This window comes from Serratia sp. AXJ-M, from assembly GCF_046531865.1.
Classification (GTDB): domain Bacteria; phylum Pseudomonadota; class Gammaproteobacteria; order Enterobacterales; family Enterobacteriaceae; genus Serratia; species Serratia liquefaciens.
Genome location: NZ_CP059394.1, coordinates 2,622,353 through 2,645,999 on the forward strand (window position 1 = coordinate 2,622,353; position 23,647 = coordinate 2,645,999).

20 protein-coding genes are annotated in these 23,647 nt (G+C 54.0%); 6 read left to right on the forward strand and 14 right to left on the reverse strand.

Translation table 11 applies throughout. From position 1 onward, the window contains the following. Positions 1-77 precede the first annotated feature (77 nt). From H0S68_RS12290 to H0S68_RS12315, 6 genes are all read right to left on the reverse strand, one after another. Positions 78-1,004 (reverse strand): substrate-binding domain-containing protein, encoded by a 927-nt coding sequence (locus H0S68_RS12290; RefSeq protein ID WP_130015774.1) that lies wholly within the window; start codon positions 1,002-1,004, stop codon positions 78-80. 129 nt (positions 1,005-1,133) lie between these two features. Further along, positions 1,134-2,255 (reverse strand): Gfo/Idh/MocA family protein, encoded by a 1,122-nt coding sequence (locus tag H0S68_RS12295; protein ID WP_410529444.1) that lies wholly within the window; start codon positions 2,253-2,255, stop codon positions 1,134-1,136. Positions 2,256-2,260: 5 nt separating this feature from the next. Next, positions 2,261-3,256, reverse strand: coding sequence for an inositol 2-dehydrogenase (gene iolG, locus H0S68_RS12300; protein ID WP_232807736.1), 996 nt, complete (start codon positions 3,254-3,256; stop codon positions 2,261-2,263). Positions 3,257-3,278: 22 nt separating this feature from the next. Then, positions 3,279-4,259, reverse strand: coding sequence for a hydroxyacid dehydrogenase (locus tag H0S68_RS12305; RefSeq protein WP_130015776.1), 981 nt, complete (start codon positions 4,257-4,259; stop codon positions 3,279-3,281). 1 nt (position 4,260) lies between these two features. Further along, entirely contained in the window at positions 4,261-5,076 is an 816-nt protein-coding gene (locus H0S68_RS12310; RefSeq protein WP_128865243.1) for an HpcH/HpaI aldolase family protein, read from the reverse strand. A gap of 9 nt (positions 5,077-5,085) precedes the next feature. Beyond that, on the reverse strand, positions 5,086-6,519 hold the full coding sequence (locus tag H0S68_RS12315; protein WP_273854488.1) for an NAD-dependent succinate-semialdehyde dehydrogenase: 1,434 nt from the start codon (positions 6,517-6,519) through the stop codon (positions 5,086-5,088). Positions 6,520-6,874: 355 nt separating this feature from the next. Between H0S68_RS12315 and H0S68_RS12320 the strand changes: the two genes are divergently transcribed. From H0S68_RS12320 to H0S68_RS12335, 4 genes are all read left to right on the forward strand, one after another. Beyond that, positions 6,875-7,816: a MurR/RpiR family transcriptional regulator gene (locus H0S68_RS12320; protein WP_273854487.1), complete on the forward strand. Its 942-nt coding sequence runs from the start codon at positions 6,875-6,877 to the stop codon at positions 7,814-7,816. A 151-nt stretch (positions 7,817-7,967) separates the two neighbouring features. Then, on the forward strand, positions 7,968-9,812 hold the full coding sequence (gene iolD, locus H0S68_RS12325) for a 3D-(3,5/4)-trihydroxycyclohexane-1,2-dione acylhydrolase (decyclizing) (RefSeq protein ID WP_410529445.1): 1,845 nt from the start codon (positions 7,968-7,970) through the stop codon (positions 9,810-9,812). A 14-nt stretch (positions 9,813-9,826) separates the two neighbouring features. Continuing rightward, positions 9,827-10,741 (forward strand): myo-inosose-2 dehydratase, encoded by a 915-nt coding sequence (gene iolE, locus H0S68_RS12330; protein WP_128865241.1) that lies wholly within the window; start codon positions 9,827-9,829, stop codon positions 10,739-10,741. After that, positions 10,738-11,550: an SDR family oxidoreductase gene (locus tag H0S68_RS12335; RefSeq protein WP_170868559.1), complete on the forward strand. Its 813-nt coding sequence runs from the start codon at positions 10,738-10,740 to the stop codon at positions 11,548-11,550. Before iolE ends, H0S68_RS12335 begins: the two co-directional genes overlap by 4 nt. A gap of 42 nt (positions 11,551-11,592) precedes the next feature. On the opposite strand, the gene H0S68_RS12340 is transcribed toward H0S68_RS12335, so the two are convergent. The 4 genes from H0S68_RS12340 to H0S68_RS12355 all read right to left on the reverse strand — a co-directional run bounded on the left by H0S68_RS12340 (position 11,593) and on the right by H0S68_RS12355 (position 16,755). After that, positions 11,593-12,771, reverse strand: a complete 1,179-nt coding sequence (locus H0S68_RS12340; protein ID WP_187961330.1) for a 4-hydroxybenzoate 3-monooxygenase — start codon at positions 12,769-12,771, stop codon at positions 11,593-11,595. Positions 12,772-12,791: 20 nt separating this feature from the next. Beyond that, entirely contained in the window at positions 12,792-14,147 is a 1,356-nt protein-coding gene (locus tag H0S68_RS12345) for an MFS transporter (RefSeq protein ID WP_122079419.1), read from the reverse strand. A 373-nt stretch (positions 14,148-14,520) separates the two neighbouring features. Continuing rightward, entirely contained in the window at positions 14,521-15,399 is an 879-nt protein-coding gene (locus tag H0S68_RS12350; RefSeq protein ID WP_130015781.1) for an ATP-grasp fold amidoligase family protein, read from the reverse strand. 45 nt (positions 15,400-15,444) lie between these two features. After that, positions 15,445-16,755, reverse strand: coding sequence for a lysine N(6)-hydroxylase/L-ornithine N(5)-oxygenase family protein (locus H0S68_RS12355; RefSeq protein ID WP_410529446.1), 1,311 nt, complete (start codon positions 16,753-16,755; stop codon positions 15,445-15,447). A 1,302-nt stretch (positions 16,756-18,057) separates the two neighbouring features. On the opposite strand from H0S68_RS12355, the gene H0S68_RS12360 reads away from it, so the two are divergent. Both H0S68_RS12360 and H0S68_RS12365 read left to right on the forward strand, forming a co-directional pair. Further along, positions 18,058-18,687 carry a TetR/AcrR family transcriptional regulator gene (locus tag H0S68_RS12360; protein ID WP_122079422.1) on the forward strand — a complete coding sequence of 210 codons (630 nt, stop codon included), beginning with the start codon at positions 18,058-18,060 and terminating at the stop codon, positions 18,685-18,687. A gap of 23 nt (positions 18,688-18,710) precedes the next feature. Further along, the gene (locus H0S68_RS12365) at positions 18,711-19,544 is read left to right on the forward strand and encodes an IclR family transcriptional regulator C-terminal domain-containing protein (RefSeq protein WP_130015783.1); all 834 of its coding nucleotides are present in this window, start codon (positions 18,711-18,713) and stop codon (positions 19,542-19,544) included. On the opposite strand, the gene H0S68_RS12370 is transcribed toward H0S68_RS12365, so the two are convergent. The 4 genes from H0S68_RS12370 to H0S68_RS12385 all read right to left on the reverse strand — a co-directional run bounded on the left by H0S68_RS12370 (position 19,541) and on the right by H0S68_RS12385 (position 23,482). Next, positions 19,541-20,878 (reverse strand): D-serine ammonia-lyase, encoded by a 1,338-nt coding sequence (locus H0S68_RS12370; RefSeq protein ID WP_410528729.1) that lies wholly within the window; start codon positions 20,876-20,878, stop codon positions 19,541-19,543. The two genes, H0S68_RS12365 and H0S68_RS12370, sit on opposite strands and share 4 nt — an antisense overlap. A 210-nt stretch (positions 20,879-21,088) precedes the next feature. Continuing rightward, positions 21,089-21,559 carry a VOC family protein gene (locus H0S68_RS12375; RefSeq protein ID WP_410528730.1) on the reverse strand — a complete coding sequence of 157 codons (471 nt, stop codon included), beginning with the start codon at positions 21,557-21,559 and terminating at the stop codon, positions 21,089-21,091. A 14-nt stretch (positions 21,560-21,573) separates the two neighbouring features. After that, the gene (locus H0S68_RS12380) at positions 21,574-21,927 is read right to left on the reverse strand and encodes a DUF1428 domain-containing protein (protein WP_410528731.1); all 354 of its coding nucleotides are present in this window, start codon (positions 21,925-21,927) and stop codon (positions 21,574-21,576) included. A gap of 112 nt (positions 21,928-22,039) precedes the next feature. Beyond that, a complete protein-coding gene (locus H0S68_RS12385; RefSeq protein ID WP_128865234.1) occupies positions 22,040-23,482 on the reverse strand; it encodes a GGDEF domain-containing protein in 1,443 nt (480 codons plus the stop codon). Positions 23,483-23,647 lie beyond the last annotated feature (165 nt).

Sequence of the window (23,647 nt, forward strand, 5' to 3'; positions counted from 1 at the left end):
AGGATCCTGGCTGGGGGGATATGGGAAAAAATGCGCTGGCGAATTCCGCGAACGCATTCTGCACTGCCATCGGTGGATTAAGGGGTCATAAACTTCTCATAGTTCTGGGGAGTAACCAGTTGGAAAGGAATAAAGTTCACATCCTTGATAGCTTCCCCCTTTGCCGCTTGCTCCGCCATATCGACCGCGCCGTAGGCCTGCGATTTGGCATCCTGGAACACCGTGACCGTCAGCATGCCCTTTTTTATCGCCTGCAGGCCATTTGGTCCGCCATCGGTTCCACCAATCAGAATATCTTTACCGACGCTCTTGCCATTACTTTTAATCGCCATAGCTGCGCCAATCGCCATTTCATCAGCATTAGAGGAAAGAATATCGATTTTGTCGCCTGACAATATCCAGTTGTTCATCAGATTCATGCCATCTTCACGCATCCATTTGGCCGTGTCTTCCAGAATGACGTGCATGTTGGGATTCTTGGCAATAATCTCTTTCGCCCCTTGGGTTCTAAAACGAGTGGCATCATTACTCAATAACCCTTTCATAATGGCGACATTGACGCTTTTACGATCCTTGACCATCTCAGCCAGGTATTGCATCTGTAACCTGCCGGCTTCAATCTCGTCGCTGCCGATATAGCTGATGCCATTGCCCATGGTGGAATCCGAGGGCATACGGTTAAGATAAATCAGCGGTATTTTGGCCTTTCTGGCGGCCTCGGTAATATTTTTGGTGCCCTGGGTATCGACCGGATTAACAATAATCACGTCCACTTTCCCATTGATGAAACTCTGCACCTGACTCAGTTGCTTATCTACCGCCCCCTGGGCATCTTCAAACTGCAATTTTAGATCCGGGTGTGTTTTTGCTCTTTCGATAATGTAGCCGCGTAACCTCGAGAGAAAAACATCATCCATTTGGGCAATGCTGACGCCAACCTGCACAGCAAATACCGAAGGGCTGAGCGATAGCAATGAAAGACAGAGTAAGATAATTTTCTTCATAATCGTTTTCCCATTAATGGTGAATAGCGTGTAATTTCAGTACGAAGGGTTAATTATTTACTGCTATGACATTGCGTTGGCCTGTACGGCATAGCTAACGCAGGTGACGCCGCCGATACGACGGACTCGTCAAAGTGCGATCCAGTTTCGTTCCGCGGATGAGCGTACCGCAGCGTCCACCAGACGCTGTATTTCAACCGCCTCTTTAAAATCTGGCCCTTGTGTATCTCCCCGCTGAATTGACTGAATGAACTCAAGCATTTCAATGGTTTTTAGATCGTTGAACCCCAGTTGGTGCCCCGGAGCCGGACAAAAAAGCCCGTAAGGCGCGTGCTCCGGCCCGGCAACCAGCGTTTTAAAGCCGTTCAGGCCGCTAGGGCCGTCATAACGGAAATACTGGATTTCGTTAAAACGTTCCTGATTGAAGCTCAGGGCCCCCTGGGTACCGGTGACTTCAAACCCCAGCTGCATTTTATGGCCCGTGGCGACCCAGTTGGCTTCTATATGACCGCGGCAGCCACGAGCAAATATCAGGGTCAGACGCGCAATGTCGTCAACCTCTACCGGTTTCAGTACCCTCGAACCCGCGCTTTCCGGCCGAGCTTTAATCACCGTATCGAGATCGGCGAACACTTCGCTTACCGGGCCGAGCAAAAATCTGGCCATACCCAGAATATGGCTGCCCAAATCCGCCACCGCGCCGGCCCCTCCAGCCGGATCTAACCGCCACGACCAGGGGATTGCAGGATCCGCCATGAAATCCTCCGCGTGGATCCCCCTAAAGCCGGTAATCTCGCCTAAATCGCCGTTGGCTATCATCTGGCGAGCCAACTTCAGCAACGGGTTTTTAATGTAATTGAACCCCACCTGGGTGAAGACACCGGCTTTCTCTGCCGCAAGGCGCATTCGCTCAGCGGTCTCGCTGTCCGGTGCCAAGGGCTTTTCACAGTGCACATGTTTCCCCGCCGCGATGGCGGCAAGGGCCTGTTCGGCGTGAAACCTGTTTGGTGAGGTTATCGAAATAACATCAATATCCGGATCGTCGATCAGATCTTGCCAGCGTTGGGTCCAGCGCATAAAACCAAACTGCTGCGCGGCACTTTCAGCCGCAGCGGCGTCAATATCCGCCACGCTGATTAATACCGGCTGAATATCACCGGAAAGCGTGGCAGCGGCACGCCAGGCTCTGGCGTGCGATTTCCCCATAAAGCCGGTGCCAATAAGTCCAATACCGATTTTTTGCATCGCCATTCTCCTCAATCCAGCGCCACAGCCGCATGAGTGTCTGCGGAAAGCTGAGCGGCATCCGCCAACCTCAGGGCCATGCAACCGTCATGCACCGTGATCGGCATAGGTGTGCCCTGCTTAATTGCCGAGATAAAAGCGTCTATTTCCAGCCGATAGGCATCGCTATAGCGCTCCATGAAGAAGTTAAGCAATGGCCCACGCGCTTCGGTTTCTTGCTTGCTATAACGTCTAACCGGAGTCGCCCGCAGGTTGTCATTCAACAACATCCCCCCGGAACCGAAGACCTCCATACGCTGGTCATAGCCATAGATTGCCTGACGACTGCAGTTGATCTGACACTGTTTGCCTGAGGCGGTGCGCAATTGCACCATTACAGTGTCATAATCGCCCAACGCCTCCAGTTCAGGGGCGAACAGACGGCTGCCGGTTGCAAACACCTCCACCGGCTCTTCGCCCAGGATCCAGCGGGCAAGGTCAAAATCGTGGATCACCATGTCGCGGAAAATTCCTCCCGAGTTTTTCAAATAGCCCATGGGCGCCAATCCAGGATCTCGACTGGTAATGATCACCTGATGAAGGTCGCCAATATCGCCACTGCGGATACGTTGGTTAATCTCACTAAACCCCAGATCAAACCGGCGATTGAAGCCCAGCATGACCTGACTGGCATGCTCGCCCAGTGCCCTTTGCGCCGCATACGCCTTGTTGATATCCAAATCCACCGGCTTTTCGCACAGCACCGCCTTGCCGGCTTTAGCCGCGGCCAGCATCAGATCAATATGGGTATGCGTGGGTGTGCCTATGATGACGGCATCAATATCAGGGTTTTGAATGGCTTCAAGCGGGTCCGCTAACGCAACGCCCCCCCAGCCCGCGGTCAACGCTTGGGCATTTTCGATAACAGGGTCTGCAACAGCGGCAAGAAATGCATCGTTATGACGAGCCACATTCGCCGCATGTACCTGACCGATACGCCCGGCGCCGAGAATCGCAATTCTGATCATGACAGTCTCCATAAGAAGTCAGTTATTGGTGCCCATGAAGCTTCAGGGCCTGCTGATTAACCACCAGTCCGCTCTCGAGCTGACCATTGAAAAAATCGAGGATATTGGAAGCGGCCGACACTGACATTCGCATCGCCGCCTCTGCAGTGAGCCCGGCAGAGTGTGGCGTGAGGATCAGCCGTTCAGTTTGCGCTAACAGTGTCGAACCCAGGTTTGCCGGCTCCTGTTTCAGCACGTCTAAACCGGCGCCGCCGAGATGTCCGCTTTGCAAGGCTTCCGCGAGCGCCTCTTCATCGACAATTCCCCCTCGTGCGGTGTTGATCAACAGTGCGCCTGGTTTCATCATCGCCAACTGCTGTCGGCCAATCAGCGGTTTCTCGTCACTGAGTGGAAGGTGAACAGTGACCGCATCGGCGGTCTTCAGCCCTGTGCTGATGTCACCCATTCGTTCAACGCCGAGCTGGGTAAACACCTCGTCTGGAAGATAGGGATCGTAGGCAGTAACCCGCATGCGGAAACTTTTAGCCAACCGGGCCACCTCCCTGCCAATACGGCCGAAACCCAGGATGAAAAGCGTCCTTCCGGCCATTTCCATCGCGGAAAACCCGTTGCGTCTGTTCCATTCACCTTCACGAATACTGCGGTCGAAGTAACAGAGACGCTTAGCCAAAGCCAACAGCAAGGAGAAGGTATGTTCAGCCACCGACAGTGAATTGACATCGCCGATAATGGTCAGTGGGATCTGTCGTTCGGTCAAAGCCGCCACGTCCACCGAGTCATAGCCCACGCCATGGCGCGAGACGATCCTGAGTCGCCGAGCCGTCTGGATTTCTTTCGCGCTCAAGGGTTGGGTGCGAATCAACAATGCATCGGCCTCGGCAAGATAAGGCGCGTAACTTTCCACGCTCACTTCCGCCACCAGCTGTACCGTAAAGCCAGGTGCGTTGCGTAAGATGGCCAAACCGGCATCGTGGATTTTTCCGGCCACCAGTACATGCGGCATTTCAGTACCCTCCCCGAACGGCGTGCTCTGCGTCTTTGACTTCGCCATTCAACTGACGAAACTGCGCCACGCTGGCTGAAGCCGCGGACCGCAGTAGTTGTACGTCGTTGGATACCGTCACCAGGTCAAAGCCCCATTCAGCGGCTTGCGCGGCATAGGCGGCAGTGCCGTTATGCAACCCTGCCTTCTTGCCTGCACGATGCGCCGTGGCCAGGATATGCTTTATGGCTTCGATGATTTCGGGCTCGTCTCGGTCAAACCCGGTACGGTATTTTCGACCGGTCAAGCCAAGCGTCAGATCCGCCGGGCCGATGTAAACGCCGTCCAGACCTGGCGTAGCCACAATGGATTCGATATTTTCAACGGCCTCGGCCGTCTCGATCATAGCCAGACAGACCACCTGCTCATCGGCAAATTGACCATAGTCCGATCCGGCAGAAATCACCGCACGGGTGGGGCCGAAACTCCGGCTGCCAGTGGGGGGATAACGCACGCAGGAAACCAGGGTGCGGGCCTGCTCGGCAGTGTTTACCATCGGGCAGATAATGCCCCAGGCTCCGGCATCCAGCGCTTTCATGATCATGCCCGGTTCGAGCCAGGGCACCCTGACCAGCGGGGCTATTCCGCTGGCGCGCATCGCCTGCAGCATATGGGTTGCCTGCTCGTAACCGACAAACCCATGCTGGAGGTCTATCGTGAGCGCATCGTACCCCTGCTCAGCCATAATCTCGGCGGTAAAGGCGCTGGCAACGCTCAGCCAGCCGTTCAACACCGTTTGCCCCTCATCCCAACGCTTTTTGACGTTATTGCGTTTCATTGCGGCTCCTTAAACCACGATCTGTGCAAGTTTGGTGTTCATGTAGTCGTGGATACCTTCTGAACCCCCTTCACGTCCCATACCGCTGGCCTTGATTCCCCCGAACGGCACTTCAGCCGCTGCCAGCGCATAGCTGTTGATCCCCACCATGCCGGACTCGAAGCGAGAAACGGCTTCGCGGATCCGAGCCGGATCTCGCGTAAAGGCATAGGCCGAGAGAGCAAAATTGGAATTGTTAACCCTGTCCCATAAGGCTTCGCTGTCGCTAAAAGAAGTGATTGCCGCAATGGGGCCGAAATTCTCCTCAGCCATTGCGAGCGCATCGTCGGGTAAATCGGCAATCACCGTGGGTGCATAAAAATAGCCCCCGCCAAGTTCAAGACGATGCCCGCCAGTCACCACTCTTCCGCCTTTGGCGCGCGCGTCGGTAACGATGTCTTCGATCGCGTGAAGCCGTTTCATGTTGATAAGCGGCCCCATGGTGGTGCCTTCATCGAGCCCATAACCCACATTCAGCTGGCTGGCTCGCCGAGCAAAGCCTTCCACAAAGGCCTGATAGCAGTGTTCATGAACATAAAAACGATCGCCGGTTACACACACCTGACCACTGTTGGCAAATTTCGTGGCAACTGAGAGATCTAGCGCTTTATCGATATCGGCGTCGTTAAAAATGACTACTGGCGCATTGCCGCCCAACTCCATGCTGAGCCGCTTGATGGTTGATGCAGAATCGCGGATCATCTGCCGACCGATTTGCGTAGAGCCAGTCAGGGAAACCTTCCTGACCGTTGGCGATGACATTAAAGGCCCATAGGTGGTTGCGGTCGGCCCCACCACCAGGTTGGCGACGCCGGCCGGCAGCCCAGCCTGACGCAAACATTCGAAGATCAGCATCGCGGAACCCGGTACTTCACTCGAAGGACGCAACACCACCGTACAGCCTGCGGCAAGTGCGGGGGCCAGTTTGCGAGCCACCAATACCACCGGGAAATTCCAGGCGGTGAACGCCGCAACCACGCCGATCGGCTCATGCAGGACTTCGCAGCGGCCTGCGGGAACGCGACTTTCGACAATTCGCCCATAGATGCGCCGCGCCTCTTCCGCATGCCAAATAAACTGATCGACAGACAGCTCCCATTCACGTTTTGCCTGCGCCAAGGGTTTGCCACTTTCTTTCGAAACCATCACTGCAGCTTCTTGCGTTATCGCCACCATGGCACGCGCTACCGCCTGAAGCAGATCCGCGCGTTGCCAGGCCGGTGTGTTTTTCCAGCCGGGAAATGCTCGATCGGCACAGTCCAACGCAACCAGCGTATCCACCGCAGACGCCGCCTTAATCTGACCCAACTCGCAGCCCTTGCCCGGGTCGATCACCTTTATCCTTTCGGTGCCACGGCCGGTACACCACTCACCGTTGATAAACTGTCCAAAATTGTCATACATGATGGGTTGTCCCTCAGCATTTTGCTTCGGCAGAGTGCCGCTAAAGCATCAATATTTGCAATACTAGACACACAGCAATAAAAGTTGCAACAACATCACCTTGGGCAAAAAATCATTATTAAAATCGATTTAAACTCAGATATATCAAGACATTAAAAATTATTTTGGTTTGAAAATTTCAATGCGCACCCGTAATTGAAATAAATATTTTAGAGATGAATCACAAATCTCACGAAGAATTTTTCCCAGCCCAAGGCAAATGAGATAGAAATAATTGCATGTGAGTTTTACTTGCAATTTTTATTGCTGTAGCGTGCTGGAAAATGACTGGCTAATGCCTGGAAAGGAAATTCTGATGGTGAAAAAAACAGACCCAACTCTGGCCGCGCTGAAACCGCTACCTCATGACAATTACGAGCAGGTCGTCAACGAAATCACCCGACGCTATCCGCAGTTGTCGGAGCGCTATCAGCAGGCGGCACGCTACATAACCCAGAACCCCAATACGGTTGCTCTGGAGTCGATTAACGCCGTGGCGGCCAAATGCGGATTACATCCATCGGTGTTGGTGCGTTTTGCCCAGGCTTTTGGTTATAGCGGTTTTAAACAGATGCAGAGCGTTTTCCAGACGCGGTTGGCTACGGCAGCGCCCGGTTACAACGAGCGGATCACCGCACTGGAAAATGATCTGCGAAAAAATGATGAAAAAGGCAGCTTGGGTTTCCTGCAAAGTCTGGTCATTCGTGATATCGCAACGCTGCAGGAGTTATTGAATAACATCACCGAACAGGATCTCGATGAGACCGCCCATCTGCTGAAGGAGGCTGAAACTGTCTATATTGCCGGCCAGCTGCGCTCCGAACCTGTCGCGTCGCTGATGCGGTACCTTTTAACCATGCTCAATCGTCGCGTGATACTGCTGGATGCTGCCGGGGGACTGGCACCGCAAATGGCCAACAATATGCTGGAAAATGATGTGCTTATTGCCATAGCATTTCGCCATTACGCGAAAGAAGTGATCGCCATTGCGGATGATGCCGGTGCGCGTGGCATCCCTATTGTGGCCATTACTGACAGTCAGCTTTCACCACTGGCGAAAAGTGCAAAAGTGCTGTTTACCATACCGGAAGAAGAATACAGTTTTTCGCGATCTCTGGCGGCGCCGGTGTGTCTGGCGCAGAGCATTGCGATGGCATTGGCTGCGGCATTACAGCCGGAAAAAGCCCAGCCCTGCATTGAAACCATTACCGAGCGTGAAAAGCGCACTGAGGGGAACCGCAAGCGTCATCGCAGTTGAGTCACGTTTAAAACAGACTTCTGCCCTGTCGGGATGGGAGTCTTGTCGTTTGAATTTGCAATTTTTATTGCCAATTAAAATAAACAGCAATTTAAAATGCAAAAAAAATAATCATGCTGCTTTCAGGCGTCCAATCCGAATGGGGGAAGATATGGCCAAGATTCGTTGTACAGCGGCTCAGGCAGTCGTTCGTTATCTGAGCAACCAGTTTACGGAAATCGAGGGCGAACGCGTCCCGCTTTTTCCCGGCGTGTATGGGATTTTTGGCCATGGCAACGTCACCTGTCTGGGTGAAGCGCTGGAAGCGGTACAGGATATATTGCCAACCTGGCGCGGCCAAAATGAACAATCGATGGGTTTTGCGGCTATTGGTTTTGCCAAGGCGATGGTTCGCAGGCAGATCATGGTGGTTACCGCGTCGATCGGTCCGGGTACCGCCAACCTGCTAACCGCTGCCGGCGTCGCGCACACCAGCCGTTTGCCCATGCTGATGATTTGCGGCGACAGCTTTGCGCGGCGGCATCCGGATCCGGTAATGCAACAGATCGAGCATTTCAACGATCCGACACAAACCATCAACGATGCTTTCAAAACGGTAAGCCGCTATTGGGACCGCATCACCTATCCTGAACAAATCGTGTCCTCGCTGCCGCAGGCCGTGGCCACCATGCTGGATCCGGGCGACTGCGGCCCGGCCTTTATCGGCATGTGTCAGGACGTGCAGGAAATGGCCTGGGATTACCCGGAAGCCTTTTTCGCCCCGCAGTTGCATCTGATGCCTCGTCCACGGCCCGATTGCCTTCAGCTTGCTCACGCAGCACAATGCCTGATGAACGCCAAACGCCCATTGATTGTCTCTGGTGGAGGCGTGCGCTACTCTCAGGCCGAAGCTGAACTGGAGGCTTTCGCGGTTCGCCATGGCATACCCGTCGTGGAAACCATTGCCGGTAAAGGCGCTTTTACGCACGACCACCCTATCCATATGGGGCCAATTGGTATCCTTGGTTCCACCTCAGCCAATGAGTTGGCTTCCCGAGCCGATGTCGTGGTCGCCATAGGAACCCGGTTGATGGATTTCGTCACCGGTTCATGGACGGTATTCGATCAACAGGCACAGTTCATTTCACTCAATGCTGCGCGCTTTGATGCGCATAAACACCGCGCTATTCCGCTGGTGTGCGATGCCCGCGAAGGGATCATCGAGCTAAATCATGCACTGGGCGAATGGGTGGCCGCGCCCGCCTGGTTGGCTAAGGGACGAGCGGCTTTTGCTGACTGGAACGCACTGATTGCAAAAACCCAAGAACCTGGGGTCACCACCGATGTCCCCAGCTACGCCCAGGTGATCGGCGTGGTGAATGCAGTGGCGGCGCCGGAAGATTACATCATCAGTGCCGCCGGCGGGCTGCCTGGCGAGTTGGTGAAAGGCTGGCGTGTCAAAGATCCCGGCACCTTCGATTGCGAGTTCGGTTTTTCCTGTATGGGTTATGAGCTCTCTGCAGGCTGGGGAGCCGCCATGGCGGGCAAAAAACAGGATGTCTTCGTCATGATTGGGGACGGCACCTACATGATGATGAACTCAGATATCTATTCGAGCGTACTGTCCGGTCATAAATTTATTTTACTGGTGTGCGACAACGGCGGTTATGCGGTGATCAACCGTTTGCAGAACGCCAAAGGCGGTGCTTCCTTCAATAACCTGTTGAAGGATTGCCGCGTGAAAGAGCCTTTCCCGGTGGATTTCGTCGCCAATGCCGAGTCGATGGGGGCTTATGCCCGCAAGGTGACCTCGCTCGAACAGCTTGAAGACGCCCTTAAATGGGCCAAAGGCAACGATCGTACCACGGTAATTTCCATTGCCACCGACGCCCACCACTGGACGCCCGGAGATGCATGGTGGGATGTCGGCGTGCCGGAAGTGAGCGAGCGCGAGAGCGTTAACCAGGCGCATCGCGAACATCTCGAAGGACGCAAAAATCAGCGTATCGGCATTTAAAGAAGGGGCAGAACATGGTTCTTAAAGCAAAGCTTGGCATCGCGCCTATCGCTTGGTCGAATGACGATCTCCCTCAGCTAGGAGGTGAAACCTCGTTGGCAACCTGCCTGTTTGAAAGCCACCTTGCGGGGTTTCAGGGCGTTGAAACGGGCGGCAAATTCCCAAAAACCAGTGAGGAGCTCAAACCTACCCTGAAATACTTCCAGCTTGAACTGGTCTCGGGATGGTATTCGGGCACGCTGCTTGATAACAGCCTGAACGAAGAAATCAGCCGCTCGCTGCCACAAATGCAACTTTTCCGCGACTGCGGTGCCGCCTGCCTGGTTTACGGAGAAACTGCCGGTACCATCCAGAACCGGCAGAACGTCCCCCTGGCTGAACGACGTCGGTTGTCCGACGCAGAAATCAGCGAGTATGGCGACAAACTGTCTCGATTCGCCGCCTTCTGCAAGGATTTCGGCGTGCCGCTCGCCTTCCATCATCATATGGGCACGGCAATTGAAGATGAACAGGATATTGACCGCTTAATGGCGGCAACCAGTAAAGACGTTGGCCTGTTATTTGATACCGGACATTTGGTGTTCGCCGGCGTGGACCCTGTCAGAGTGCTGGAAAAACATGGCGATCGCATCATCCATGTGCATACCAAAGATGTCCGTTCGGACGTGCTAAACGGTATCGACCGCCATAAAGACTCTTTTCTGGATGCCGTATTGAAGGGGGTTTATACCGTACCGGGTGATGGATCCATCGACTTCACCGCCGTCATTAATAAGCTTGCCGCTATAGGTTATCAGGGATGGTTTGTGGTTGAAGCCGAACAGGATCCGGCCAAAGCGCCGCCCCTTGAGTATGCCCGTCTCGGCTATAACACCCTGTGCAAAGCGCTCAGCGCGGCAGGCTATCGCTATACAGAAGGAGATATATGATGGATCAGTTAGTCGGAAAAGTGGCCGTCATCACCGGTGGCACGCAGGGGCTGGGGGCCGCAATCGCGCGCCATTTTAGCCAGCAAGGGGCTGCCGGGGTGATTATTTGCGGAAGAAACCAGGCAAAAGGTGCAGAAATCGCTGAGAGGTTAAATGCAGAAACTGACACCCCAGTGATTTTTGTACGCGCCGATTTATCTTCCGTGGAAGACTGTCGCCAGGTTATCGCTAAAACAGATGAATTATTTGGCCGCGTCGATGTTCTGGTCAACGCCGGGGGCATGACCGATCGCGGCACCATCATCGATACGGCACCCGAGCTGTTCGACAAGATGTTTGCCACCAATGTTCGCGGGCCGTTTTATCTGATGCAAGAGTCGATAAAAATTATGCGTCGTGAAAATACGGCGGGCAGCATTGTTAACATCTGTTCCATGTCAGCGTTGGCCGGGCAGCCTTTTATCTCCGCCTACTGTTCGTCGAAAGGTGCATTGGCTACGTTGACACGCAACACCGCCTACGCCCTGTTACGCAACCGGATCCGCGTCAATGGTCTGAACATCGGGTGGATGGCATCCGAAGGGGAAGACCGCATAATGAAGCAATATCATGGTGCCGAGGATAACTGGCTGGAAAAAGCCGCCGCCGAGCAGCCTTTTGGTCGTTTGATTCAGCCAGAAGAAGTGGCACGTACCGTCGCTTTCCTGGCCAGCGATGAATCCGGCCTGATGACCGGTTCTATCGTTAACTTCGATCAGTCAGTCTGGGGGGGCTACGATCAAACGGCATCCCCCTCCGCCCCGCTGTGATCCCTTCCACCATGGCGGGCTCCGGCCAGCCATGGTGTTCACTCACATCATCTGAAAGGGCGAACCGACGTAGTTTTCTGCCAGCACCGTCATGGCGCTGCGTGACTTCACGGTGTATTGCAGTTCCGAAAGCTGCAGGCGTTGCTGGAATGCGCTGTCGTCCTGGTGGGTGTGCAGCATATTGGTCATCCACCAGGAAAAATGCTCGGCGCGCCAAACCCGTTGCAGGGCATCATCGCTGTAGCTGTCCAGTCGCCGCCAGCTCTTATGCCGGTAAAATGCCTCAAGCGCCTGCGACAACAGGCAGACGTCCGCCATTGCCAGGTTCAACCCCTTTGCCCCGGTCGGCGGCACGATATGCGCCGAGTCCCCGGCCAGCAGCAGGCGCTTGCAGCGCATAGGCTCAGTGACGAAGCTGCGCATGCCAACCACGTTTTTCTGGAAGATACGTCCCTTTTTCAGCGACCAGCCATCGTGATTTTCCAGCCGGCTTTCCAGTTCGTTCCAGATGCGATCGTCTGACCAGTGGTCAACATTCTCCGCCGGATCACACTGGAAATACATGCGCTGCACGCCCGGCGAACGGGTGCTGATCAGCGCAAATCCGCGTGAATGGCTGGCGTAGATCAGTTCGTCGCTGGACGGCGGCGCGTCCACCAAAATGCCGAACCAGCCGAAGGGATAAACCCGGGTGTAGTCCTGACGCAGCCCACCGGGCATCGCGGCCCGGCTGATGCCATGGAACCCGTCGCAACCAATGACAAAATCGCAGTCAAGCCGTCGTTGTTCGCCGTTGTGGCGGTAATGTACCTGCGGCCTTTCGCCGTCCAGCCCCTTCAGCGCCACCTCCTCCACCTCAAAATGGAGTTGCCCCTGCGCGGCCTGCCGTGCGGCAATCATATCTTTCAGCACCTCGTGCTGAGCATAAACGGTGATCGCCCGATCGGTCAGTTCCGTCAAGTCGATCCGGTATTGTTGGCCACCAAATGCCAGCCGGATGCCATGATGTTGCGCCCCTTCTCTGCGCATGCGTTCACCCAGCCCGGTTTGATTGAGCAAATCCACCGTTCCCTGTTCGAGTACCCCGGCGCGAATGGTCGATTCCACCGCCTGTTGGCTGCGTGACTCCAGCACTACCGACTCGATGCCTTGCAGATGCAGCAGGTGCGACAACATCAATCCGGCTGGACCGGCACCAATAATCGCTATTTGTGTCCGCATGATTATCTCCTTATAAGGCTTTATAAGGCTTTGTTGAGCGAACCGGGCAATGCCGCCGCTTTGCTGGAAAAGTGTTTGGCTACCAGCGCCAGTGCCGCCACCAGTGCAGGGATCGCCAACAGCGTAAAAATGGTGCTGAACGACAGCTGCATTTGCATCAGTACCCCGCCGCTCATGGCCCCCAGAATGCCGCCGAAGCGTCCCAGCCCCAGCATCCAGGCGACACCGGTCGCCCGTCCCTGGGTGGGATAGAAACCGGCGGCCAGTGCAGGCATCGAAGACTGAGCGCCATTCATGCAGGTTCCTGCGATAAAGACTGTCACGGCCATCAGCAACGGATCGGTGTAGACATAGCCAATCGCGCAGACGAACACTCCGGTCAGCAGATAGCCCACCGCCACCACCTTGTGCGGGTTCATGCGATCCATCAGCCAACCGATGATCAGCACGCCAATACCGCCGCCCAAAGGAAACAGCGCGGTAATCAGCGATGCCTGACGGATAGAAGCCCCGGTTTCACGGATCAGCAGCGGCAACCAGCTGGTCAACAGGTAGAAAATCATCAGTCCCATAAAATAAGTCAGGCACAGCATCAGCGTCCCCAACAGATAACGAGGGGAGAAAATCACCCCCAGCGCCGACTTGTTCTTTACCTGCCCGTCTTCACTCAGGCTAAAGTGCAGCGGTTCGGCGAGATTGAGCGGTGCAATACGCTTAAGTACGGCAGCGATACGCTGCGCCGGGTAGCCGCGCACCACCATAAATCGCGCGGACTCCGGCAGCGCGACAATCAACACCACCGCCAGCAGCAGCGGCATTACCCCACCCAGCACCATCACGCTCTGCCAGCCGAAATGCGGGATCAGCCAGGCGGAGACGAAGCCCCCCATCGACGATCCCAGCGGAAAACCGCAGAACATCAGGTTTACCAACAGTGCCCGTTTACGCTCCGGTGCATATTCCGACATTAAAGTGGCTGCGTTCGGCATCGCTGCGCCCAATCCCAGGCCGGTTAAAAAGCGCAACAGCGTCAGCATCGGCAGCGTGGTGGCAAAGGCCGTCAATAAACTGAAGCCGCCGAACAGGATCAGCGACAGTACCAGCACCTTCTTGCGGCCGATACGATCCGCCAGCGGTCCGGCGGTAAGCGCGCCAACCGCCAGGCCGACCAGGGCGGCACTCATTACCGGCCCCAGCGAGGTTTTCTCAATCCCCCAGTCCTGTACCAGTGAGGTAGCGATAAAACCGATGATTGCGGTATCGAAACCGTCCAACGCCACGGTCAAAAAGCACAGAACCAGGATCAACCACTGGTAACGTGAGAAAGGGTTTTCATTGATAAACGACTGAATTTCTAACGTGTTTGGCTGGGACATAGAGCGTTTCCTGGGTTGGTCTGGCGAAATAAACCCTGCGGATACGACCAGGCGTTCCCCTGGCAAAGCCGCTAATTGTGCGATTATCGAAACTTGGTTCGTTAATCGCCTAATTATCAAAGCATCGGCGGCTATAAGTTTCAATATTGTTAAATCAATTAGCGTGCGATAACCGAACGAGAAAAGAGGGACATTCACATAACCAGATTAGTTTCAGAAAGATACGTCGCATTCACGTAAGGCGATGGAGCATGGATTCTGTGAGCCGATTAACATTGAAGAAACAAGACTGGCTGCGCACCAATAAAAACACCCTGCGGGGCCACAGGGTGTCGGGGGGACTTCTCTTGCGAGCTATTGAACACACACGCGGTTATTTCAGTTTAAGCATCTCCCCAAGCAGAATATCCGTGGGTTCGAGGATATCCGTATCAATCCCGGCTGAGGGTGTGAAGGTCAACTCGCCAAAGATGACTTTGCCATTGGAGATATAGAAATCGACACGGACAAACTCAAACGGCGCCGAAAGCTTTCTGGCGTAGTCAAAAAGGTCATCGTAACCTTCCGGCTTAACAAAAGCCGCAATCTCTTCTGGGCCTAGGGCCAGACAGTCTTGGCTGTAGCACAGAAACTTGAAGTCCTTATCGAAAAAGTAATATTTCGGCATGCCCTTGTCCCTGCCGACACAAAGTAACGTGCAGTATGGAACGCCATTGAAGCAGTATATTTTGTAGTCTTCGGGGCCATGACCGCCCGCTGACTCTATATACTTCTCACCGATTATCTTTTTATTGATTTTCTTGTAGTTTAATTCCGCGTAGACCTTCCAATAGTCCTCCCGCATCCAGTTATCTATGATTTTAGAGGCGCGCCCGATGTCCAGCTTGCTTTTATCCTGGCAAATCAGGTTGTAACCGGAGCCATGGTTGCCTTTGATGACAAACTTGTCGGGCAAAGAATCCCAAGGGATCTCATCGACCGAGTCGCAGGCGAAGTACAGCTCATTGAGAATCTCTTCGCATCCCTGCGCCTTCAAATACTCGCGCACGGCGTATTTGTCCGCACACTGCGTGACCAGCGCATTTTTGCTGTAACCGTTCAGTTTGAGGTAGTTGATTTTTTCGTTCCACGTCACCGGCGGATTAAGGTTTAATTTTTTTCCAAATGCCTTTTTATAGATAAATTTTGTCTTGAACGTCGGCGTAAATGTCGCCAGTTGATTCATGATAAATTTATTAATGTTTTTTCTCATACGCCCTGTCTCATCATTATGACGAAAATATTAAAACGGTGACGGTTAGACACCAAAGGAAGCTGAAGCGGTGGCTTTTTCTTGCTCACTGCGCCACTGGATCATCGCCGGGGTGGTGCTTAAATCAAACTGGTTGCGGCCTAAGGCGCGATTGAGAATGCAGGCCGAACGCCAAGCCATCAGGCTCAGTTGGGGATCGGCAATGCCGTGGTGGTGCATGCTGGCGTTGACGGCAAACAAACAGTTCCCCTCGGCTCCTGGTCGTGCCAGGGTAAAATCAGAGGCAATGCGGTATTGTCCATCAGCGGTGGTTGATAAAACGCCGGCCAGGGAGTCAAGAAAAGCCGGGCGTGCCTGTTGATAGCCGGTCGCAAAAATCACCACGTCGGCGTCAAAGGTTTCCCGACCGTGATCAAGGTGATGCTGCGTCTCCAACCGATAGGCATTGTCTTTGGTGCTGAGGGCGGTCACTGAACGGCTGGGCAACAGTTGGACCCAGCGCTTCTCACGGAGCACATCGAAGCGATGATACATGGCGCGATAAATCGCCAACAGAGACTCGCTGGTAATGCCATCAGAGGTCATTTTTTGCTCGTGCAGCATGTGCCGTTTGGCCTCATTGCCCAGCGTGCAGAACTTCTCGACATACTCAGGCGTAAAATACTCGTTAGCAAATGCCGCTTCATCCAGAGCGTTGTAATTGTTGCGCCGGGACAGCCAACCCAGGTGTTCTGGCTGACCCCATTCCCCTTTAAAAATGTTCAGGAACAGATCGGCACCGCTTTGCCCCCCGCCCACGATGGCCACGCGTTTTCCGGTAAGATTCGGCTGGCGCAGCATCATTTCGCTGGCGTGGAAGCATTGATCATTTTGCTGCGTCACGCAGTCAGGCAGTTTGATCTGCTTGCCAATCCCCACGCACAGGTGTTTGGCGTAGAGCACATCATTCTGGGTGGTGACGACAAAGTGTCGTTGCTGGTCATCAAACGCCACATGCTGGACTTCCTGGTTGAACGCCAGTGAGTCCAAACCCGTTGCCGCCCAGTTCAGGTAGTCGGCGAACTCTTCGCGCGACGCAGTGCGTTGCTCGGTGGTTAGGAAACGGTAGAACTTTTTCCGCTTCACCAGATAATTGAGAAAACTATAAGGGTTGGTAGGGGCAACGGCAGTGACCAGATCCTTTAAAAAATTCGTCTGCATGCTGCTCTCTGCCAGGATCATGCCTGGATGCCAAGAAAAGTGCGGTTTGCGCTCGAGGAATTTGCAACTGAATCCCTCGATTTCGCTAGCAAGCGCAGCAATACTGAGGTTGGACGGACCGATGCCAATACCGATAAAGTCCAAACGCTGGTTCATTGAGTGTGCTCCTGAATAAGTAAAAATATTTACCAGATATATATTATTGGCCCGGTAAAATACCGTAACGAAACTTAACCCCGACATGGGAATGATAGAACCTCTCTTGAACGAGTGTTCCTATCGAAAGTACCCTGCATTATCGCCGTCGAGAATCAGCGCATTAGCCATGACAATAAAAACAACCGAATCACCACGGAAATTTATTTTTCTGGGGTTTTGAGCGCAATATTTCAGCCGGGCATTCTTCCGTGAAAGTAAAAAAACGTTTTACAGCATTATATAAAGAGAGTGTTTTGGGAGAGGCTTTTAAGATAATAAAACCCAATGAATTAACAGAGTAATTCATAACATATCCCTATGTTAATCTGCATACCACGCATGGCATCTTCCTTGATCAGACATTGCCAAATGAGAGTAGCGCCAAAGTTGCACTCTGGCATGTGAAAAAAAATAATATTGAAGTCAAAACCCGCGTTGTTAATGTAAAATTAAAAGTGAAATCGTAAAAAATGCTAAAATTTCACCTTGGTTTAGCTACCGTTGCAGGTGGGCTTTATCAAGTGAAACCCGTGTCAAAGCGGCTCTGGGCCTGATGTTCCCGTTTACCGAGCATACCAAATGGAGCAAGTCAGCCTGAGCCAGGACATTACGCTGGCTTTTGCAACCCTCCGGCTTTTTTTGTCTGTCTGGCTTCAATATTTCACCTGCTATTGTGCCATTAACCGCGGATACCCAATTCGACTTGCCGATAATATCCTTGCTTTGGCATCAATGAAGACACTTCCGACATTGAAGTTTCTTGCCCTCTCCCTCACTTTGTTCAGATCGCTTCCTTCTTAATCATCTTCATAACAATGAATATCAAAACCGTAGGAGGCTAGAAAAGACAGTGAAAACGAGCATCAGTACAAATCACCGTCAGCGGCGGGTGGCTTACTTTTTCTCCTCTGAATTAAGATTTTTATGCAAAAATGTCATATCTAAAGAATTAATCAGCTCGCCCACGCGGCGGAAATTAAAAATTAACACCAAGCTTTTGCATTTCCTTTTCGGTACGTTATCTAACCTCCCCTATTCCATGTTCTGTTGCCTAAACTTTAAAAAAACCAGAGGGGATATATCATCACATACAGATATAATCCCGATGCGCCATTATTATTACTGCGTAATCTGACGGTGGTTCAACATGATGAGCTTCGCAAAGCGCTAACGCGCCAGATTGTATTGCCGGCGAACCCCGGTTAATCTTAACCGGTGCCCTCCAAAAGATAAGTGACTGATGTTTTGAAGAATGACGAGATGCCCGCCACCAAGCGCAAAAATGACCCCGTTGGCCTGAAACAGCGCATTTTCGCTGCGGCGCTGAGCGAGTTTGCTGAAGCCGGCCTTAAAGGCGGTCGCATGGAGAACATCGCCGAGCATGCGGCCACCACCAAACGTATGGTGGTATATCATTTCAAGAATAAGGAGTCGCTCTACATAGAGGTGTTGGAGCATGTCTATCAGCATATCCGCGCGCATGAATCGGGCCTGGATCTGCACGCATTGCCCCCGGTTGAAGCCATGGCCCGTCTGGCAGAGGAAAGCTTCAATTACCATGCTGAGCATCCTGACTTCATCCGCGTTATCTGTATGGAGAACATGATGCGCGGCCAGTACATTCGCCAGTCGCTCCGCATCAAGGCGCTGAATCAAAGCGCACTGACCTTGCTTGAGGATATTTTGCAGCGAGGTAAACAAGCGCAACTGTTTATTGCGGACGTCAGCGCTACAGATGTGCACCGTTTGATCAGCAGCCTGTGTTTCCACTATGTGGCCAACCGGTATACCTTCAATACGCTGTTCGAAAGCCATGAAGCTGCTGAAGATCAGGTGATCCGTAATCGTCGATTGACCGTCATGGCAACGCTGCGCTATGTAACACTGTAAGTGCCAACCAGGGAGCCTGTGTGATGACCAAAACCGCTGGCGGAGAAGAAATTTCCGCACCTGATGCTTTACTGTCCCCTGCCAGTGGCGATCCTTTCAAGGGCGATCCCAATTTTATGGCGTCGCTGGCGCGCGGTCTTGAGGTGATCCAGGCTTTTACCCCGCAGCGCCGCCTGATGTCCATTTCCCAAATCAGCCAGAAAACCGGTATTCCGCGCGCGGCGGTGCGCCGCTGCCTGTATACGCTTAACAAATTAGGCTTCGTCTACGCGCAGGACGGCAAGAATTTTGAGCTGCGTCCGCGCATTCTGACACTGGCCCACGCCTATCTTGGCGCCACACCGCTGGCTAAAGCCACCCAGCCGGTGCTGAAACACATCAGCCAGTTGTTGAATGAGTCCTGCTCCATCGCCACGTTGGACGGCGACAATATTCTGTATATCGCTCGCGCCTCTGCCGAGCGCATTATGACAATTGATCTGAACATAGGCAGTCGCCTACCGGCATTTGCCACCTCAATGGGCCGCGTGCTATTAAGCCATTTGCCACCCGATAAGCTTGATGATTACCTGCAGCGCATCAGCCTGGTGCGCTATACGCAATACACTATCGGTTCGATCGACAAACTGCGCGACGAACTGGATAAGGTTCGCGCGCAGGGTTATGCGATAAACGATCAAGAACTGGAGATTGGTCTGCGTTCGATTGCCGTGCCAATCGCCTCGATGGATGGGCGGGTCACCGCCGCATTAAACGTGGGTGTGCAGGCCGGTCATGTCCCGCTAAGCGAGCTGACCGACCGCATCTTGCCGATCCTGTTGGAAGGCGCGCAGGAGCTTTCGTTACTGAGCCATTAAAGGGATTGCTGAGCCGCAGCCAGGTATTTCGCCATCTCCGCTTCCGGCACCATGCCGCCGCCGGTTGCCCACACCAGGTGAGTAGCATGGTTCATCTGCTCCTCATTCAACCCCTGGCTCGCCAACCACTCCGCATCGGCCGCTACGCGCCATGGCCCTGGCATACCCGCCAGCGCTGAGGGTTCGAGCCGGATATGTTCATGTCGATCCAACAGGCCTAACAGCGCAAACATCTCCACATCGCTCAGGGTATAGAACCCCGCAAGCAGACGTTCCATCGCACGGCCGACAAAACCGGAGGCGCGCCCCACCGCCAATCCATCCGCGGCGGTCTGGTTGTCGATACCCAGATCCTGGACCGAGATACCGTCGTGCAGCCCGGTATGCACACCAAGCAGCATGCAAGGCGAATGCGTTGGCTCGGCAAAGATACAGCGTACGTGGTCCCCGAAGGCCAGTTTCAAGCCAAATGCCACTCCGCCAGGACCGCCGCCGACGCCACAGGGCAGATAAACAAACAAAGGATGCTGTGCATCGACCCGAATGCCGCTCTCGGCAAACTGGCGTTTCAGCCGCCCACCGGCCACGGCATAGCCCAGAAACAGCGTTTGCGAGTTTTCGTCATCGATGAAGAAGCAGCGTGGATCGCTCGCCGCCTGCAAACGACCCTGTTCAACGGCGACCCCATAATCTTGTTCATATTCCACCACGTTGACGCCGTTATCGCGCAGCTTTTGCTTTTTCCATTCGCGGGCATCCGCCGACATGTGCACGCTGACGCTAAAGCCGAGGCGAGCGCTGATAATGCCGATCGACATGCCAAGGTTGCCAGTCGACCCTACGGCAATGCGATAGCCGCCGAAAAACTCGCGGAACTCCGGCGAAAACAGCTTGGCGTAGTCATCCGTCAGCTGAAGCAGCCCGGCTTTCAGAGCCAGCTTTTCCGCATGCGCCAGCACCTCGTAAATACCCCCGCGAGCCTTGATCGAACCGGAGATCGGCAGATGGCTGTCTTTTTTAAGCAGTAACCGCCCGCCCAGCGTCAGGCCATAGCGTTGATTCAATGCCGTTTGCATCGCAGGCAGAGCGACAACCTCAGACTCGATTACCCCTTTAGTGGCTTGAGTTTCGGGGAAGGCTACGCTCAGGTAAGGCGCAAAACGCGCCAGCCGCTGTTCTGCCTCAGCGACGTCGTCAGCGCCCAGCCCGACGTGGGGCAGCCCGACCTGCAAAGTCGTCGCTTGCGGATTGAACCAGGTCACCGGCTTAAGGTCTATCAGCTCCTGCACCAGCGGGAATTGCGTCACTAATTGCTGAATCTGTGTCTTTTCCATTGTTTTTCTCTGCGCTGCAAAAAGGTTAGCCCTAGAGTGCAGCGATTCGCCTGAGCTGACAAATGATAAAAAATCAGCTTTAGATGAGCAGTATTGATGCAATAAGGTGATTTACGTCAATTTATAAACTTTTGGTAGGTTTTGAATGACAGGCAATCATCTAAAACGCCCCGCAGGCGTATCTTCTGCGGGGCATTTGCCAAGGCCATATTACTTACGAGCCGCCGCTTCCAGCCCGGCGATATCCAGCTTGACCATCCGTAGCATCGCTTCGGTGACCCTTTTCACCTTCAGGCTATCGGGGTCAGCCATCAGCTCCGTCAGCCGTTTGGGCACAATCTGCCAGCTCAATCCCCAGCGGTCGCGCAGCCAACCGCACTGTTCAACGCTGCCACCGTCGCTCAGGGCTTCCCACAGCCGATCCACTTCCGCCTGATCCGCACACTCGACCATGATGGAAAAGCTGTGATTGAACGGATCCAGGGGCCCGGCTTCAATCGCCGCATAGCGCTGGTCGCCGAGAATAAAAGTCGCCAGTTTGACGCTGCCAGCCGGGCCGCTGGGGGTATCGGCGGGCAAGCTAGAATGCCAGGTCAGGGAGGAGCCGGGGATCAAATCTATGTAGCACCGCAGCGCCGCATCCATATCTTTTTCAAACCATAAGTGTTGGGTGATTTTCACGATATCCCCCTCCGCTACTGATCCAGGACCGGTTCGAAACCGCCGAAAATCATGCGTTTGCCGTCAAAGGGCATTTGGTCACCCAAGGCTTTCATGCGCGGATCGGCCATCATCTTCTGGTTGGCATCGTCACGCGCCGCCTTGGAGGGGTACTCAATCCAGCTGAACACCACCACTTCATCGGCTTCGGCCTTCACCGCACCACGAAAATCGGTAAGTTTGCCGTCGGGGACATCATTGCCCCAACACTCAACAACGCGTGTGGCACCGAATTCCTTAAACAGAGGAGCTGCCGCAGCAGCCAGTTTTAGATACGCCTCCTTATTGGCGGCCGGCACCGCCACTACAAAGCCATCAACATATTTCATAGGAGATTCCTCTTGTCGATTCGACAGTCGGGGTGGCGCCGGCGGAGTTGCCGGTGCCCTCTACCATTTTAGACCCCATTAGTGGGGTCAACCATTCAGGCTGCTGGTGGCTTCAGAGGTCGGTATAAGCACGGGAGAGTAATTCTGGCGTGGCGACCCGATTGCGGCCGCTGTTTTTAGCTTTGTAGACTGCCAGATCGGCGATTTTCAGCAGGTTGTCCAGGTTTTGGCCTGCCCCACCAATGCAGGTGACCATGCCGATACTGACGGTAATTTGCAACGAGGTTCCGGCGGGCATGGTGATGGATTCGATTTCCACACGACGGCGCAGCCGCTCGGCCAGTGACAGTGCGTCCTGCTGCTGGGCTATCGGCGCAACAATGGCAAACTCTTCCCCACCCATGCGACCAAACAGATCCTGATCGCGTAGATCAGCGGTAATGGCCCGCGTGAAGGACAGCAGCGCCGCGTCACCGCCGGCGTGGCCAAAACGATCGTTGATCGACTTAAAGTAGTCGATATCCAGCATCATGATGCAGACGTGTTCCCCTTTCTGGCTGACCAGCTTGGTACCGCGCTGCATAAACGCGCTGCGGGTTAATACGTGGGTCAATGCATCGTGATTCGCCACATGTTCCAGCCTGCGCAACAATGCATTGCGGGCATAGTTCATGCTGGCAACGGCGATCGGGCCCAACGCCAACAAAGCCACGCCAAGCCGCATCGACACCGTATTCTGCAACAGCTTCATGTCGAGATTGGTCGCAATCAGCCCCATGTCGATGGCGAAATGGCACCACAATACATAGGCCAGCACCGCGATCATGGTGCTGAACAAGGAGAAGGTCATTGCCAGCCACAACAGGATCGGCATCGGGAAAATCACCGCACCGGGGCCGCCGATCAGGACGCTGCAAATGCACGCCACCAGCAGCAGGATTAACACCGCCATTTTTCTACAGATGCTGTACCACTGGCTGCGGCGGAACACCGCCTGGTTAAGGCTATGCAGGTAGCCTTTCCAATCGGTGGGGAAAGTCAGGATAAACGGCATCAGGGTAATGTAATGGGTAAACTCCGAAGACAGCCACAGCGCCATGGCGGGCAGGAATTGGCGGTCGAAAAGCAGCACCGAAGCCCCGGCACCGACTAACCCCGTGGCGGTCGCGCTCGTCAGGCAGATGGCGAACAGAAAAATGCTGGACGAGGTGCGTTCCAGCGTTCTGACCTGCGGCGACAAACGCATAAACAGGAAAAACCCGACCGCGACACCGGTAATGTTGGCGCCATTGAGCAATGCGGCTTTCACGACCGTGCTGCCGGTGATCAGATCCGCCGCCATATACCCCAGAATCGCCATCAGCCAACCCCAGGGGCTGGCCAGCGCCGGATAACGCACCAGCAGCGCCAGCAGCACCGCATTGGCCGGCCAAAACGAGGACAGCAGCCCGGTGGGCCGGCTCACAATGCCAAACAGGCACAGGCCGAACACCAGCAGGAATACGATTAATGCGTGCTGTAATTTTGTGGCACCAGGTAACTCAGTGGTGTGCATCTTGCTTCCAGAAGCTTGCAAAAAATACGAAAAATCCTGTCTGCATGACGGCGTCCAACCCGCTGGCCAGCATGCCTGACGTTGCACGCAAAATGTGCTGTCAGACAGATATTATTGCCAGTTTTCACCGGACTGGCATCAGCTAATTGAAAATTTAAAAATATT

Excerpts from the sequence above, each read along its gene's own strand:
- H0S68_RS12290 (WP_130015774.1), bottom strand. The coding sequence starts at position 1,004 with ATGAAGAAAATTATCTTACTCTGTCTTTCATTGCTATCGCTCAGCCCT.
- H0S68_RS12295 (WP_410529444.1), bottom strand. The coding sequence starts at position 2,255 with ATGGCGATGCAAAAAATCGGTATTGGACTTATTGGCACCGGCTTTATG.
- iolG (WP_232807736.1), bottom strand. The coding sequence starts at position 3,256 with ATGATCAGAATTGCGATTCTCGGCGCCGGGCGTATCGGTCAGGTACAT.
- H0S68_RS12305 (WP_130015776.1), bottom strand. The coding sequence starts at position 4,259 with ATGCCGCATGTACTGGTGGCCGGAAAAATCCACGATGCCGGTTTGGCC.
- H0S68_RS12310 (WP_128865243.1), bottom strand. The coding sequence starts at position 5,076 with ATGAAACGCAATAACGTCAAAAAGCGTTGGGATGAGGGGCAAACGGTG.
- H0S68_RS12315 (WP_273854488.1), bottom strand. The coding sequence starts at position 6,519 with ATGTATGACAATTTTGGACAGTTTATCAACGGTGAGTGGTGTACCGGC.
- H0S68_RS12320 (WP_273854487.1), top strand. The coding sequence starts at position 6,875 with ATGGTGAAAAAAACAGACCCAACTCTGGCCGCGCTGAAACCGCTACCT.
- iolD (WP_410529445.1), top strand. The coding sequence starts at position 7,968 with ATGGCCAAGATTCGTTGTACAGCGGCTCAGGCAGTCGTTCGTTATCTG.
- iolE (WP_128865241.1), top strand. The coding sequence starts at position 9,827 with ATGGTTCTTAAAGCAAAGCTTGGCATCGCGCCTATCGCTTGGTCGAAT.
- H0S68_RS12335 (WP_170868559.1), top strand. The coding sequence starts at position 10,738 with ATGATGGATCAGTTAGTCGGAAAAGTGGCCGTCATCACCGGTGGCACG.
- H0S68_RS12340 (WP_187961330.1), bottom strand. The coding sequence starts at position 12,771 with ATGCGGACACAAATAGCGATTATTGGTGCCGGTCCAGCCGGATTGATG.
- H0S68_RS12345 (WP_122079419.1), bottom strand. The coding sequence starts at position 14,147 with ATGTCCCAGCCAAACACGTTAGAAATTCAGTCGTTTATCAATGAAAAC.
- H0S68_RS12350 (WP_130015781.1), bottom strand. The coding sequence starts at position 15,399 with ATGAGAAAAAACATTAATAAATTTATCATGAATCAACTGGCGACATTT.
- H0S68_RS12355 (WP_410529446.1), bottom strand. The coding sequence starts at position 16,755 with ATGAACCAGCGTTTGGACTTTATCGGTATTGGCATCGGTCCGTCCAAC.
- H0S68_RS12360 (WP_122079422.1), top strand. The coding sequence starts at position 18,058 with ATGCCCGCCACCAAGCGCAAAAATGACCCCGTTGGCCTGAAACAGCGC.
- H0S68_RS12365 (WP_130015783.1), top strand. The coding sequence starts at position 18,711 with ATGACCAAAACCGCTGGCGGAGAAGAAATTTCCGCACCTGATGCTTTA.
- H0S68_RS12370 (WP_410528729.1), bottom strand. The coding sequence starts at position 20,878 with ATGGAAAAGACACAGATTCAGCAATTAGTGACGCAATTCCCGCTGGTG.
- H0S68_RS12380 (WP_410528731.1), bottom strand. The coding sequence starts at position 21,927 with ATGAAATATGTTGATGGCTTTGTAGTGGCGGTGCCGGCCGCCAATAAG.
- H0S68_RS12385 (WP_128865234.1), bottom strand. The coding sequence starts at position 23,482 with ATGCACACCACTGAGTTACCTGGTGCCACAAAATTACAGCACGCATTA.